Consider the following 15,096-nt stretch of genomic DNA (forward strand, 5'->3'; position numbering starts at 1 on the left):
GCCAAATTCAAGATTTGAAGACTTTTAAAGATATTTGATAAATCTCAGGTTTTTATTTAGACTGAATTAAATATGCTTAGCATTAAAATTAGTAAATTTGCGGTTACATATATAATTAAATTATCTTTTACATATGATAACTACAGACATATTGATTATAGGAGCGGGACCAACGGGGCTTTTTGCCGTATTTGAAGCGGGTTTGCTAAAAATGAAATGCCATATCATCGATGCACTTCCTCAACCTGGAGGGCAATTGGCAGAATTGTATCCTAAAAAACCTATTTTCGATATTCCTGGTTATCCTTCGGTAAATGCCGGAGAATTGGTAGATAATTTGATGGAACAGATTAAACAGTTCCAACCGGGATTTACTTTGGGTGAAACAGCTGTTTCTTATACAAAAGTAGATGATGAATGGTTTGAAGTGATTACCAACAAAGGAACTGTTCACAGAGCTAAAGCTATTGCTATTGCAGGTGGTTTGGGAACTTTTGAACCCAGAAAACCTACGATGAATAATGTTGCTGATTATGAAGAAAAGGGGCTTGAATATTTTGTAAAAGAACCGGAACATTTCAGAAATAAGAAAGTAGTAATTGCCGGAGGTGGAGATTCTGCGCTTGACTGGAGTGTTTTCTTGTCAAATGTTGCCAATGAAGTGACTTTGATTCACAGAAGAAATGAGTTCAGAGGAGCTTTAGATTCTGTAGAAAAAGTTCAGGATTTAAAGAATCAGGGGAAGATTAAATTAATTACACCTGCTGAAGTTACTGCAATTAAAGGCGACGGAAAAGTAGAAGCTATCACCGTACAGGTTGATGGTGAAGAAGCTTATGATATTGAAACTGATTATTTTATTCCATTATTTGGCTTAACTCCAAAATTGGGTGAAATCGGAAATTGGGGACTGAATATCGAGAAAAATGCAATCGTTGTAAATAACGCTCTTGATTATCAGACAAATATTGACGGGATCTACGCAATCGGAGATATCAACACGTATCCCGGGAAATTGAAATTAATTCTCTGTGGTTTCCACGAAGCTACATTGATGTGTCAAAGTGTATACAACAGATTAAATCCGGGTAAAAAATTTGTATTAAAATATACAACTGTAAGTGGAGTAGACGGTTTCGACGGAAGTAGAAAAGAAGCTGAGAAGGCCGTTGTGAAAAAAATTGATTAAATTTGTTGACGGTTATTAGTTGTAAATAAAACTAGCTTTTATCATCAACTATAAACAATCAACCATCAACTAAAATGAACGATATAAATATAAAAATCACCGATAGAGAAGGTGTAACTCATGATATTGTAGCGCCAACTGATATGTCCATGAATTTAATGGAAATTATCCGTTCGTATGAATTAGCAGAAGAAGGAACTATCGGAGTTTGTGGAGGAATGGCAATGTGTGCGTCTTGTCAGGTTTATGTAATCAATGATCCAGGGCTTGAGCCAATGGGCGATGAGGAAGATGCAATGTTAGGCGAAGCTTTCCATGTGAAAGGTAACAGCAGATTAGGCTGCCAACTGCATATTGTAACTGAAATGGAAGGTCTTGAAGTAGAAATTGCTCCTTATCCTTAGAAAATTTTATTTAAATTATATTAAAAACTCCTGAAGATCTTTCTTCGGGAGTTTTTTATTTATCAGTTTATATTTTGCTCTCCAGATAATTAATTAACCAAATTATTGGTGCTCCCTGAATTAAAGAAATTTTTATTTTATTATCATGCAAATTTTTGTTTAAAGATTTCAAGTATTCTATTTGATGGGTAATGATTTCTTCTTTATGCTGTACCAGGTTTTCTTCGAGCTGTGTTAAATCAAATATTTTTAGATCTTTGAGTTTTGGAGATAAATTATTTAAAGAAATGTACGTTGAATCAAACTTGGGATTTTCAGTAAGTTTTAAAGCTTTTTTTATTTCATTTTCAATTTCGCGCAAAAGCTGATTCTTTTTTACAAACGCAATGATAGTTGATTCATTGATTTCTATAAGTTTCTTTTTGTCTTTTAAATTCTTACTAATAGAATTTTCAAAATAATGAATTTCTTTTTTTAGTTTGGTAAATTCAATATCTGCCTGTTCCAATAAAGCTGCCACTCTATAAAATGTCCGTTTTGCTTTCTGAGGTATTTCGGTGAAGGATTTATAACCTAAGTCATGTTCTATTTCTGCCCAGGAATGCTGAAGTATACTCCTGATTTGAATTTCGAATTTAATATCTTTATATACTGAATATTCTGCTGTTTGAGCCCTGTTATCATTGATTTGTAAGATGTAATGAACACTTTTGTATCCAAATTTATCAATTTCAATATTTCCTTTATCTATAGAATTTATCCAGTCAATTTTAAATTCTCTGTTAAGGATTTCTTCTATTTTTGAAATATCATCTTCAAAATAAGTGATAATTCTTAGTCCTAAAATATCGGTAACATCATCAAGATGTATGTATTTATTTTTTTTTATTACTTTCTGAGCAAGACTTTCTTTAGTCTTTACCCGGCTTGTAATCTGATGTATTGAAAAATTTTTACATAGTTTTTTTAATATTTTTTCAACTTTAAAGCTAAAAGAAGAATACAAAGAAAATTTTTCCTCATATTCTGCCAGAATTTTATTTAGGTCGTCATTTATCATACTAATTAGCTAGTATTTAAATTTACACACTTTTTAATAAAAACATAATTATTATTGATCAATCTGAAAACAATGAAAATAGTCTTATATTTTTAAACTTCATCTTTATAAATCCACTTGCCAACTGTCGGAGCTTTATAGTTTCTCATTTTTTCTAAAAGTTCATCAACATTATCACCTATCAATAGCATATCACGATTAATTTGTTTTAAAAATCCTTTATCGACCATCGTCTGAACCAATTTAATCAAATCATCATAAAATCCGTCAATATTTAGAACAGCAATTGGCTTTCTGTGAAGCCCGAGTTGTGCCCAGGTTATCATTTCGAAAAACTCTTCCAATGTTCCGTAACCTCCGGGAAGAACGATTACACCGTTGCACAAATCATTCATTTTGGTTTTTCTTTCGTGCATAGTTTCAACCAAAATCAATTCTGTTAGCTGCTTATGTGCAATTTCTTTTGACTGTAAAAAGTAGGGAAGAACTCCAACAACTTTTCCTCCTGAATTCAAAGCGCCTTCTGCAACGGCCCCCATCAGCCCTACATCTGCACCACCATAAACCAGTTGAATATTTTGTTTTGCTAAAGTCTGTCCAAGTAAAGTTGCCTGCTCTTTAAAAACATCATCCGAACCCAAACTTGAACCACAAAATACGGTTATACTTTTCATACTAATTCTTAATCTTAATAGTTTAAATTAAAATATCCAAAATCAGGAGACTTTGGATATTTAATATAGCAATTTTATATTCTTATTTTAAAGGAATATTCGCTAAAATATCTTTAGTAAAACTCCAGAATTTCTGTGTTGAAGAAATATTTGCCTTCTCATCAGGAGAGTGAGCCCCTCTGATTGTCGGTCCGAAACTTACCATTTCCATTTCAGGATAATTGGCTCCGATAATTCCACACTCTAAACCTGCGTGACAAGCTACAACGTGAGGTTTTTCGCGGAATTTTTCAGTATAAATTTTCTCCATTAATTGTACAATTTCAGAACCCGGTTTTGGTTTCCATCCCGGATAAGATCCACTGAATTCAGTATTCATTCCGGCTAATTCTGCAACAGATTTTAATTGTTCAGCAACAGAGTTTTTAGAAGATTCTACAGATGAACGGGAAAGGTTTAAAATTTTCAATGCTCCGCCTTTTAATTCTACTCTTGCCACATTATTTGAAGATTCCACCAGATCTTTTACATCAGGACTCATTCTGTAAACCCCATTATGAAGAGATTTTAAAGCTAAGATGATTTTCCTTGAATCTGTCTCGGAAAGTGCTTTGTCGGAAGAGGTAGAATTTTCGATATTGATTTGAAGATTCGGTTCTATGGTGGCAAATTCTTCTAAAATTTCTTTTTTAAGACCGTTAGTTACCTCTTCTATAAATTCCTGGGCATTTCTTACAGAAATAATAGAGACAGCTTCTCTGGGAATTGCATTTCTCAAACCTCCACCATCGATAGAAATTAACTGAATATTTTCTTTTTCCAAAGCCGGGTAAAGAAGTCTTCCCAAGATAACATTTGCATTTCCGAAACCTTTGTGGATATCCATTCCTGAATGGCCACCCTGAAGGCCTTTTATTTCAATTCTTACAATTTGCCCTTTTGCTTCTTCGGTTTGATAGTTTTGAGTAATGGTAACGTCAATTCCCCCGGCACAGCCAATATCGATTTCATCGTCTTCTTCCGTATCAAGGTTTAATAAGATTTGCCCCGTCAACTGACCGGGTTTTAATCCTAAAGCTCCTGTCATTCCGGTTTCTTCATCGATTGTGAAAAGAGCTTCTAGAGCTGGGTGAGGTATATCTGAGCTTTCTAAAATCGACATGATGGTAGCTACTCCCAGGCCGTTATCAGCTCCTAAAGTGGTACCTTTTGCTTTTACCCAGTCTCCATCGATTTCCATTTTGATTCCTTCTGTTTCAAAATCAAAATTTACGTCATTGTTTTTTTGGCAAACCATATCCAAATGCGACTGTAAAACAACAGATTTACGGTTTTCCATTCCTGCTGTTGCCGGTTTTTTAATGATTACATTTCCTACTTCATCTACTGTAGTTTGTAAGCCTAAACTTTCACCAAATTCTTTGATGAACGCAATTACTTTTTCTTCTTTTTTTGATGGTCTTGGAACAGCATTTAATTTGGAAAAATTTTTCCAGATTATTTGTGGCTCTATATTAGATAATTCCATGAAATTTATTTTTATCAAAATTACGAAATAAAAAATGCTTCCGATAATTCAGAAGCATTCTTTTTATTGTTTTGATTCGATTTTTAGCATCCGCATTCGCCATAAATAGGTGTTGTCATAATGGTACCATCAGGTTTTTCGATCGTCAATGTTCCCTCAAATAATAAAGCTTCTTCACCTTTTATTTTTTTACCTTTTACGGAGATTTTATAATCATCACTTTCTATTTCTTTAGTCAGTTCTTCGTCAACTTCCATATCGCTTGATGAGATAAGATTCATGGCTAATCTTTTACCGTCAAGTTTCATATAAGCTATTTTTCCGGCGTCATCGGCATAAATATATTTTTCAGCTTCAAAATCAGCTTTATTTTTTGCAAAATAACATGAACATTCTTTGATTTCTTTCGGGAAAGGAAAATTTTCAACTAAAATTTTTCCCGAAGAATTATCCGTTTTAGCAGAATCCTGAACAATATTCAAAGAATCTTTTGTTACAGAACCCTGAATTGTTTCTTTGTCTTTTTTACAAGCGACTAATAAGAACGCTGAAAAGAAAATGATTAGATATTTCATTGTTTGCGGTTTTATTGTATTTATCCTCTTGCTCTTTCCAAAAGTGTCATCATTAATAATGAAAGAATGACTAAACTTTCCTCTTCATCATCAATATCGATTAATCTGTCAAGCTGAAATCTTCTTCCGAAGAAAGAGGGCATTTTTTTTAGTTTAAAATAAGCTTTTCCATCAATTCCTGCTACGGTGTAAGTAGGATTTAAGAAATATCCTGTAAACATACCGATGATAGGAAGTTCGCCCACCATTCCGTCAAAAAATCTTACCCAGGCGCTGTCTTCCTGAATTTTGAATTTAGGCTGATCATTGGCATCTAAAATATCGTAGCTGGCTTTCCAGATAGAGCGCATTCCTTTTCTTGCTAATCGTCCGAAATTTTTATTGTTTACAATATCATTTAAAGAATATGAAGCATTAAAATCGATCCATTTATTGGCTCTGATTCTGAAAAGTTCTTTTGATTTGCTTTCGTCATTGAAAACAATTACGTCTTCTTTTAGCTTAAACATTTTCTGACGAACATAAGCCACGTAGTTTCCATTTTTGTCAGTGATATTGAAATCGCTGGCTAAGGTTGAAATTTTAAATTTAAAATCTAATGGATAATTTAGATTGTTGAGTACCATTTTTAGTTTATTTTTTCAAGTTAATATTTAGGTTCCCAAAGATAAAGGTTTTTTTAGAGTTATGAATGAAAACTGAAGAATTGTGAATTGTATAATCGGGTAATGATAAGGGAAAATAATATTTGTGGGTTTTACTCCATCAGCTAAAAATGAATTCTTCATAATTGCAATTGACTATTCATATTTTACAACTATAATCCTTATTTTTGTAGTTATGGAGTACCCAAGTAAAGTTTTGGCAAAAGCGGTGGATGAAATTTCGGGATTGCCCGGAATTGGCAGGAAAACGGCTTTGCGTTTAGCATTACATTTACTGAAACAACCAAATTCCAGGGCGGTAAGCCTTGGGAATTCTTTGATTAATCTTGTAAATGAAATAAAATACTGTAAAGAATGTCATAATTTTTCTGATTTTGATATTTGTGAAATATGCAGTAACGAAAAAAGAAGTGATGAGCTGATTTGTATTGTTGAAGATGTTCGTGATGTAATTGCTATAGAAAACACAGGGAAATATACAGGAAAATATTTGATTTTGGGCGGAAAAATTTCACCGATGGAAGGTGTTGGCCCGCATCAGCTGAACATTCCAAGTATTGAAAAGAAACTGAATAACGGCAGGGTAAAAGAATTTATTTTTGCCTTGAGTGCTACAATGGAAGGTGATACCACCGCTTACTATATTTATAAAAAGTTCAAAAATTTTAACGTAAATTTCTCGAGTATTGCAAGGGGAATTTCTGTGGGAGATGAGCTTGAATATGCTGACGAAATTTCTTTAGGAAGATCTATTATGAACAGGCTTCCATATAACGAAGGCAGTTCCTAAAACCAGATGTTTATTTAAATGATTTCCGTAATAGTCCCTTTATACAATGCTGAAAATACTGTTGAAACTGCTTTAAACTCAATTAAAGCACAAAGTATAGGTATAGATGAATTTGAAGTTATTGTGATCAATGATGGCTCAACTGATGAAAGTGAAATTATTGTTAAGGATTATATGATAAGAAACCCTGAAATGAACATTCAAATACTCAATCAAAAAAATGGCGGAGTTTCTAACGCCAGAAATACAGGACTAAAGGCTTCAAGTGGCGATTATATTGCGTTATTGGATGCCGATGATGAATGGTTGCCTGAAAAGATTGAAAAACAGCTTAGTTATTTGGAAAATGATAAATTGGGGATCGATTTTTTAGCGACTAGAAGAAACGACAACAAAATTTTATCGCCTTATAAAGTACTCAATAATCTTGCTGAAATTACTTTTAAAAAACTTTTGATAAGAAATGAAACTCAGCCCTCAACTGTGATGTTTAAAAAGAAAGTGCTTGACAATACTGGCTATTTTAACGATAATCAAAGATATGCGGAAGATATTAATTACTGGATGAAAGTTGCTTTAAAAAATAAGATGTATATTCTTAATGAAAGTCTGGTGATTGCAGGAGGTGGGAAAAGGACATTTGGTGTTTCCGGTTTGTCTGCTAATCTTTATGAAATGAAAAATGGCTTTCAACGAAATTTAAAAGAGATGTATACTTTAAAGCACATTAGCTTTATTCAATATATCGGACTTAGATTTTTTTATAAAGTTAAATACTTAGTTTTGTTATGCAGAACATTTTATTATGATCAAAGAAACACTCGAAATAAGGGATAATCATGAAGCTGTCTATTATTATCGTTAATTATAATGTAACCCAATTACTGAGAAAATGTCTCTTGTCTATTAAAAAATATATACAAGATATTGATTATGAGGTTGTTGTTATTGATAATGCTTCTGTTGATTTATCTTGGAAAAATCTTACTTATGAATTTCCCGGCTTTAAATTTATTTCTTCTGAAAAAAATGAAGGCTTTTCAAAAGCAAATAATAAAGCTATCAAAACAGCAAAAGGAGAATATCTTTTAATCTTAAATCCGGATACTGAAATTGAAGGCTTTTATATGAAAGATATTATAGAGTTTGCAGATTCTAAAACAGATTTTGGATGTCTTGGGGTAAGAATGCATGATGTACAAGGTGAATTTTTACCTGAAAGTAAACGTTCAGTTCCGGATATGTTTAATTCTTTTGAAAAACTGTTTATTAATTTAAAAAAAAATAATTCAAAATCTTATTATAGAAATGATGTTGGAGAGTTTGAGATTTCAAAAGTTGAAGTGATTACCGGAGCTTTTTTACTCGTAAAAAAAAATGTGTATGAAAAGGTGGGGGGATTGGATGATGCTTATTTTATGTACGGTGAAGATATTGATTTATGTTATACTTTGCTAAGGAACGGATATCAAAACTATTATTACGGGAAAGCATCAATCCTTCATCATAAAGGAGAAAGTACTATTAAAGATAAGCTTTATTTAGAGCGGTTTTACGGGGCAATGCAGATTTTTATTAACAAATACTATAAAGAATCAAAACCTGTACAGTATTCGTTTTTAAAAGCAGGGCTAAAGCTCAGGCATAAAATTGAAAAAATGAGATTAAAATAAACAAAAAAGCAACCCGAAATCGAGTTGCTTATATATTTTTTATAAAAAATTTATATTCTTATTTAGCCGGAGCTACCGGAGTTTGAGCCGGAGTCGCTGTTTTAGAAGCCGGAGCAGAAGATTGTGCCGGAGCTTCTTTTTTGATAGGCTGAGCCGGAGCTGTTTGTGATGGTTTTCCTGTAATAACAACACTTAAAAGGATAAGAACAATAATAGTTGCTCCTAAAGTCCATGTTGCTTTTTCCATGAAATCATTGGTTCTCTGTACCCCGAACTGTGCAGAAGATGCGCCTCCAAAAGTACTTGAAAGGCCTCCTCCTTTTGGGTTTTGAGCCATAACAACAATTACTAGTAAAATGCTAGCAATCATAATAAGAACCATCAATAGTGTAAATATAGTATCCATTAATTCTGATATCTTTTTGAATGGGCAAATTTAATCTTTTTTTACCGAACGACAAAAAAAGATGTTCGCAAATGTTGGATTTGTTGTATAAATAAAAAAACGACAACAATTGTTGTCGTTTCTTATATAAAATAAAATTGTTCTTATTTGAAATCAGAATCTTTAGCCTGATTTAAGAGGTAAGATTTCACAGTCAGATTGATATCCATTCCGCCCATATTCTGAATGATTGTGAATGGAAGTTTTACACCAGATACATCTCTATAATCTGCATAGCTTGTAGGGATGGAACCTTGTTCGCTTGTTTTTACTTCTCCAGTCTTCAATCCTGAAGCTACGCTGTAATAATACGTTGTTTTGTCGTCTTTTACTACATAAGAATCTTCGTTGTTATACTTTTCGATTCCAGCTAATTTGACAGCCGTATTTTTAGCAAAACCTAATTCCGGAAAAAGTTCAGTTTCTTTTGACATTGATGTTTTTTGCTTGTCATCAAGAGGTTTTTTCTGACCTTGCATTTCCATGTAGCCATCTTTTCCGTCAAATATAATTTTCTGGATAGTATTTCCCATCATACTGATGTTCATCGCCATTTTTCCGCCTTTAGCCTGGATCATTTTCATACTCATATCCATTCCCTGCACTTTAGTAGTGGCATCTGTAGAAATAGAAGTTACTTTTTGAAGAGCAGCATTACCTCCGATTGCATTGATGTATTTATCAGCCACGGAAGAAACAGTAACACCTGCATCAACTTTTTGAGCAGCAGGTTTTGCTACAGGATTAGCATCTTTATCGTAATATTTTACAGGGTAACCCAATGTTTCCAATCCTTCAGAAATATCAGAAGCTTTACCGGCAATAAAAATTCTGCTTTGATTTGGTAGGATTGTAGCTTTTACGGCATTTGAAACATCTGCTGTAGTTACTTTATCAATAGACTTTAAATAATTTGTGTAAAAATCAGATGGTAAATCCTGAATTTTTTGATTTACGGCAAATCTTGCGATAGTTTCAGGCTTTTCTAAAGACATGATGAAAGAACCTTTCAATTTAGCTTTAGCATTTTCCAGTTCTTCGGGTTTTATTGTAGAAATTCCGTTAAGTTCATTCATAAATTCCTTTACAGCCTTGTCCGTAACTTCGTTTCTTACGCTTGCTTGAGCAGAAAATTCAGGCGAATATTTGCTCGCTGTCATGCTTGAGTACGCTCCGTAAGTAAATCCGTTTTTCTCACGAAGATTCATGAAAAGCCTTGCATCTGCACCACCTCCTAAGATATAATTGGCAATTTGAGAAGGGAAGTAGTTTGCATCCTTCATTTTCAATGTATTCATGTTGTTTACAGATACCACAGACTGTACAGCTGTAGGAACGTCTACTACGTTAATTTCTGTTTTAGCAACATTCGAAGCCGGTTCCAATTGGGCTACTGGCGTGTTTGCTTTTTTCCATCCGTTGAATGATTTTTCAATTAATGGCTTTACCTGATCAAATTTTACATCTCCAACGATTACTAAATAAGCATTGTCCGGAGCGTAGTATTTTTTATACGTATTTTGTACGTCAGCTAATTGAATTTTGTTGATAGATTCTACCGTTTCAAATTCCCCTCTGGACGTATTTTTTCCATACATCAAAGCTCTTGAAACTCTGTCTGCGATAGAAGAAGCATTTTTTTCGTCAGATTTCAATCCTTCGATAGCCCTTTCTTTTGAATTTTGAATTTCTTCGGCCGAGAATTTAGGATTGATAATAGCATCTGCCATTAAACCTAATACTTCGGGGAAATATTTTGAAAGTGAATTTGCAAAAGCTCCGTTTGAAGAAAAATTTAAGTTAGCTCCAAGATAATCCACTTTTTTGTTGAAATCATCTTTGCTGAGGTTTGTAGTTCCGTTTTCGAACTGTTCTGCCATGATAGAGCTTACTCCTGTTACGCTTCCTTCGTTATATGGCGCTCTGTCCATCGTAAGCGTTACGTTTACTCTTGGTAGTTTATTGTTTTCTACTACCATTACCGTAAGTCCGTTACTTAGTTGGAAAGTTTTTGGTTTTGCAATGTTGATGGCAGGAGTAGGTCCTGGTTTTGGCATTGCATTAAGATCAATTTTTTGTGCAGAAATCATTCCTGAGAAGAAAAATGCTGCAGCTATATATGTTAATTGCTTTTTCATTTGTAAATAATTGTTTGTCATAATCATTTTTTTTAACCTAAATTGTAAGAATTACTTCTTTTCAGGCACGTAATTAATGATCACTCTTTGGTTAGGATTAAGATACTTTTTAGCCGCATTTTGAAGATCTTCTCTGGTGATAGATCTGTAGATGTCTATTTCTTTGTTGATAAGGTTGGTATCTCCCATCAAAACATGGTTGGTTGCCAACGAAGCGGCAATTCCTTGGATGCTTGAGTTTTGATTTACAAACTGATTTTCAAATTGGTTTTGAAGCTTTTGATAATCTTCCTGAGAAATCAAAGTTGTTTGAAGTTTTTTGATCTCAGCGTCGATATCTGTCTGTAATGTCTGTTTAGGTGTCTGTCCCATTGGGATCGCGAAAAATGCAAAAATGCCATAATCTTCAAGACCTTGATTGAAAGCCTGAACCTGAAGCGCTTTTTTCTCCTGATCTACCAGTTTTTTGTATAAAACTGAAGATTTCCCACTGCTCAGATAAGAAGAAAGCATATCTAATATATAAGCATCTTTTTCTTTGTTGGCAGGTGTTCTGTACGCAAAAACATAAGCAGGAAGCTGAATGTTCGGATCTGTAGCTGTTACCTCTTTTTCCTGACTGATAGGGGTGTCTTTCGGGAAATTTTTAGGATAAATAGTTCCTTTTGGAATGCCTCCATAATATTCCTGAATCCATTTTTTAGTCTGTTCAGGTTTAATATCTCCTGCAACCACTAAAGTAGCGTTGTTGGGAACGTAATATTTTTTATAGAAAGCCTGGAATTCTTCTAACTTTGCTGAATTCAAATCTTCCATAGACCCGATTGTAGGCCAGCTGTAAGGGTGATTTGTAAACAGGTTTTTTTGTATTGTTGGAAATAGATTACCATAAGGCTGGTTATCCATTCTTAATCTTTTTTCTTCTTTTACAACCTCTCTCTGAGTATCTACACCAACTTGGTTGATTACCGCGTGGCGCAATCTTTCAGACTCCATCCAAAGGCCTAATTGCTCGTTGTTTGAGGGGAAAGTTTCATAGTAATATGTTCTGTCGTTGGTTGTATTGGCATTATTTTGTCCACCATTTGAAGAAACTATTTTCATCCATTCACCTCTCTTGATATTTGGAGTGCCTTCAAATAAAAGATGCTCGAAAAAGTGAGCAAAACCGGTTCTCCCTTTTACTTCATCTTTTGCACCTACGTGGTACATCACACCTGTTGTAACCACCGGTGCAGAGTTGTCCTGATGAAGAATCACGTGTAAACCGTTCGGAAGATCATACTCTTCAAATTTAATTTGTTGTGCGTTCAAAGCCATTCCGAAAAAGGCAGCTGCGGCAACAGAAAGAATTCTTTTTTTCATAAAATAGAAATTGTTTGCTAATTAGTATAAAAACTATATGATTTGTTACATATTTTAGAAATGTTTAGTATAAACTTTTAATACCAATTTACCAATACCTGATTTTTAACATTGTTAATCAAAATTTGAATTCTCCATAGAATACACTAATTTTGTCTTTCCAAAATTTTTTTGCAGTATGGAGGATTATCTGAAAGGACTGAATGAATCACAATTTGAAGCTGTTACCACATTACAAGGACCTTTAATGGTACTTGCGGGAGCGGGTTCGGGGAAAACGCGTGTATTAACAATGCGTATTGCCCATCTGATCACAAATGGAGTGGACCCTTTCAATATTCTGGCATTAACCTTTACCAATAAAGCGGCAAAGGAAATGAAAGAACGTATTGCAAAAGTAGTAGGACAAAGCAATGCAAGAAGCCTTTGGATGGGTACTTTTCACTCGGTTTTTGCAAGGATTTTGAGGATTGAAGGTCATTATTTGGGATATCCTTCCAATTTTACGATTTATGATCAGCAGGATGCACTTAACGTTATCAGAAAAGTCATCAAAGACATGAATATTGATGCTGATTTATATAAACCTAAAAAAGTCCAGTCGAGAATTTCAACGTACAAAAATAATCTGATTACCGTAAAAGCTTATTACAATAATCCTGAACTCATGGAAGCTGATGAAAAAGCTAATATGAAATTCATCGGGCAGATTTATCAGAAATATGTAGAGCAATGTTTCAAAAACGGGGCAATGGATTTTGATGATTTGCTGTTAAAAACTAACGAATTATTGACTCGCTTTCCGGAAGTTTTAGCTAAATATCAAGACAGGTTCAGATATATTTTGGTAGATGAGTACCAGGATACTAACCATTCTCAGTATCTTATCGTTAAAGCTTTGGCTTCAAAGTTTGAAAATATTTGCGTGGTAGGGGATGATGCTCAGTCGATTTACTCTTTCCGTGGTGCAAATATTTATAATATCTTAAACTTTAAAAAGGATTATCCTGACGCAGTTACTGTTTCGCTGGAACAAAATTATCGTTCGACACAAAATATCGTAAATGCAGCGAATGCCGTAATAGCGAAAAATCTTCAGCAGTTCAAAAAAAATGTTTTCAGTGAAAATGAAGAAGGTGATAAGATAAAAGTGTATCGCTCACTTTCTGATGCTGATGAGGCAAACTTCGTGGCCGGAAATATCTGGGAAACCCGGAACAGAGAACAAAGAAAATATAGCGATTTCGCAATTCTATATAGAACAAATTCTCAGACGCGTGCTTTTGAAGATGCTTTGAGACGCAAAAATATTCCTTACAAAGTGTATGGAGGTTTGTCTTTTTACCAAAGAAAAGAAGTGAAAGATTTAATCGCTTATCTTCGTCTTTTGGTAAATGAGAATGATTCCGAAGCCCTAATGAGAATCATCAATTATCCGGCAAGAGGAATTGGTGAAACGACTCAAAACAAGTTGATTGTTTTTGCAGATAATCAAAATGTACCCGTTTCAGCAATATTGGCGAATCTTCCGATGTATGCGCCTCAATTGGGATTAAACAACGGAGTTTTAAACAAATTGAACGACTTCTGGTCAATGATTAAAGCCTTTCAGGTATTATTAAAAACCGAAACGGCTTACAATGTTGCGATGGAGGTGGCAAAACGAAGTGGTTTAATCAAATTCTTAAAAGATGACCAGACTCCGGAAGGAATTTCCCGTGTAGAAAACGTTCAGGAATTAATGAACTCAATGCAGGGGTTTATCGAAGAACAGATGCAGCTGGAAGACGGAGATCCGAGTTTGCCGAATTTCCTTGAAAATATTGCGCTTTCCGCAGATACACAGAATAAAGATGATGAGGAAGAGATGGTTTCGTTAATGACTATTCACCTTTCAAAAGGTCTTGAGTTCCCTGTGGTTCATTTGGTTGGTTTGGAAGAAAATCTTTTCCCAAGTTTTATGAGTTCGGCAACCAGAGAGGATCTGGAGGAAGAAAGACGGTTATTCTATGTTGCTTTGACAAGAGCTGAAAAACAGGCCTTTTTTTCTTATGCAGTTTCGCGTTTCCAGTGGGGGAAAATTACGGATGCAGAACCCTCAAGATTTTTAAATGAAATAGACGAAGAATACATTGAATTTGTAAATCCTGCCATTGAAAAAAGATTTATTAACAATGCAGGTATAAAATCAAATATTTTTGACGAACATCCTTCTGAAATGAGAAGCTTCAAAAGAGTGGAAAAGAAAACAATTGAAAGAAGTGATAATTCTAAACCAATAGCTGAACCTCGTAAACTGAAACCTGTAGCTACAGCGAAAATTATTAATCCAAGTGGGGCTTCTTCGCAGGATATTGAAGTAGGTGATAAAGTACGTCACGATAGATTCGGTATTGGGGAGGTTACTTTCCTTGACGGGACAGATCCTCAGAATATCAAAGCAAAGGTTGTTTTTATGCATGAAGGCGAGAAAAATCTTATCCTAAAGTTTGCTAAACTAACCAAAATTTAAAGTCAGATTTCTAAAAATAGAATAAACAGCATAACATTTTTTGTAATTTATTAGTCTATTAATTTTGTAGACTAATAA

At 34.0% G+C, this 15,096-nt stretch carries 14 protein-coding genes; 6 read left to right on the forward strand and 8 right to left on the reverse strand.

The genetic code is table 11. The features are described 5' to 3' along the window. The first annotated feature begins 133 nt into the window (after positions 1-133). Positions 134-1,189 carry an NAD(P)/FAD-dependent oxidoreductase gene (locus ACM39_RS02995; protein WP_048509551.1) on the forward strand — a complete coding sequence of 352 codons (1,056 nt, stop codon included), beginning with the start codon at positions 134-136 and terminating at the stop codon, positions 1,187-1,189. Positions 1,190-1,263: 74 nt separating this feature from the next. Then, positions 1,264-1,593, forward strand: a complete 330-nt coding sequence (locus tag ACM39_RS03000; RefSeq protein ID WP_048509552.1) for a ferredoxin — start codon at positions 1,264-1,266, stop codon at positions 1,591-1,593. Between the two features lie 67 nt (positions 1,594-1,660). On the opposite strand, the gene ACM39_RS03005 is transcribed toward ACM39_RS03000, so the two are convergent. The 5 genes from ACM39_RS03005 to ACM39_RS03025 all read right to left on the reverse strand — a co-directional run bounded on the left by ACM39_RS03005 (position 1,661) and on the right by ACM39_RS03025 (position 6,056). Next, positions 1,661-2,653: a GTP pyrophosphokinase family protein gene (locus tag ACM39_RS03005; protein WP_048509553.1), complete on the reverse strand. Its 993-nt coding sequence runs from the start codon at positions 2,651-2,653 to the stop codon at positions 1,661-1,663. A 92-nt stretch (positions 2,654-2,745) separates the two neighbouring features. Next, positions 2,746-3,327 (reverse strand): TIGR00730 family Rossman fold protein, encoded by a 582-nt coding sequence (locus ACM39_RS03010; protein ID WP_048509554.1) that lies wholly within the window; start codon positions 3,325-3,327, stop codon positions 2,746-2,748. An 82-nt stretch (positions 3,328-3,409) separates the two neighbouring features. After that, a complete protein-coding gene (locus tag ACM39_RS03015; RefSeq protein ID WP_048509555.1) occupies positions 3,410-4,855 on the reverse strand; it encodes an aminoacyl-histidine dipeptidase in 1,446 nt (481 codons plus the stop codon). A gap of 83 nt (positions 4,856-4,938) precedes the next feature. Beyond that, positions 4,939-5,430: a hypothetical protein gene (locus ACM39_RS03020; RefSeq protein ID WP_048509556.1), complete on the reverse strand. Its 492-nt coding sequence runs from the start codon at positions 5,428-5,430 to the stop codon at positions 4,939-4,941. Positions 5,431-5,450: 20 nt separating this feature from the next. Beyond that, complete coding sequence (locus tag ACM39_RS03025) at positions 5,451-6,056, reverse strand: hypothetical protein (RefSeq protein ID WP_048509557.1); 606 nt, start codon at positions 6,054-6,056, stop codon at positions 5,451-5,453. 214 nt (positions 6,057-6,270) lie between these two features. Between ACM39_RS03025 and recR the strand changes: the two genes are divergently transcribed. Genes recR through ACM39_RS03040 form a run of 3 tightly spaced genes read left to right on the forward strand, consistent with a single transcriptional unit; the run spans position 6,271 to position 8,558 of the window. Beyond that, positions 6,271-6,885 (forward strand): recombination mediator RecR, encoded by a 615-nt coding sequence (gene recR / locus ACM39_RS03030; RefSeq protein WP_048509558.1) that lies wholly within the window; start codon positions 6,271-6,273, stop codon positions 6,883-6,885. 18 nt (positions 6,886-6,903) lie between these two features. Beyond that, positions 6,904-7,722, forward strand: a complete 819-nt coding sequence (locus ACM39_RS03035; protein ID WP_048509559.1) for a glycosyltransferase family 2 protein — start codon at positions 6,904-6,906, stop codon at positions 7,720-7,722. Further along, positions 7,719-8,558 (forward strand): glycosyltransferase family 2 protein, encoded by an 840-nt coding sequence (locus tag ACM39_RS03040; RefSeq protein WP_117590717.1) that lies wholly within the window; start codon positions 7,719-7,721, stop codon positions 8,556-8,558. Before ACM39_RS03035 ends, ACM39_RS03040 begins: the two co-directional genes overlap by 4 nt. A 58-nt stretch (positions 8,559-8,616) precedes the next feature. On the opposite strand, the gene secG is transcribed toward ACM39_RS03040, so the two are convergent. The 3 genes from secG to ACM39_RS03055 form a co-directional block, all read right to left on the reverse strand. Next, complete coding sequence (secG, locus tag ACM39_RS03045) at positions 8,617-8,964, reverse strand: preprotein translocase subunit SecG (protein WP_048509561.1); 348 nt, start codon at positions 8,962-8,964, stop codon at positions 8,617-8,619. Between the two features lie 143 nt (positions 8,965-9,107). Continuing rightward, positions 9,108-11,141, reverse strand: coding sequence for a M16 family metallopeptidase (locus ACM39_RS03050; protein WP_048509562.1), 2,034 nt, complete (start codon positions 11,139-11,141; stop codon positions 9,108-9,110). Between the two features lie 51 nt (positions 11,142-11,192). Further along, a complete protein-coding gene (locus tag ACM39_RS03055) occupies positions 11,193-12,506 on the reverse strand; it encodes a M16 family metallopeptidase (protein ID WP_048509563.1) in 1,314 nt (437 codons plus the stop codon). A gap of 178 nt (positions 12,507-12,684) precedes the next feature. Between ACM39_RS03055 and ACM39_RS03060 the strand changes: the two genes are divergently transcribed. Then, complete coding sequence (locus ACM39_RS03060) at positions 12,685-15,018, forward strand: ATP-dependent helicase (protein WP_048509564.1); 2,334 nt, start codon at positions 12,685-12,687, stop codon at positions 15,016-15,018. Positions 15,019-15,096 lie beyond the last annotated feature (78 nt).

It is taken from the genome of Chryseobacterium sp. FH2, from assembly GCF_001045455.1.
Classification (GTDB): domain Bacteria; phylum Bacteroidota; class Bacteroidia; order Flavobacteriales; family Weeksellaceae; genus Chryseobacterium.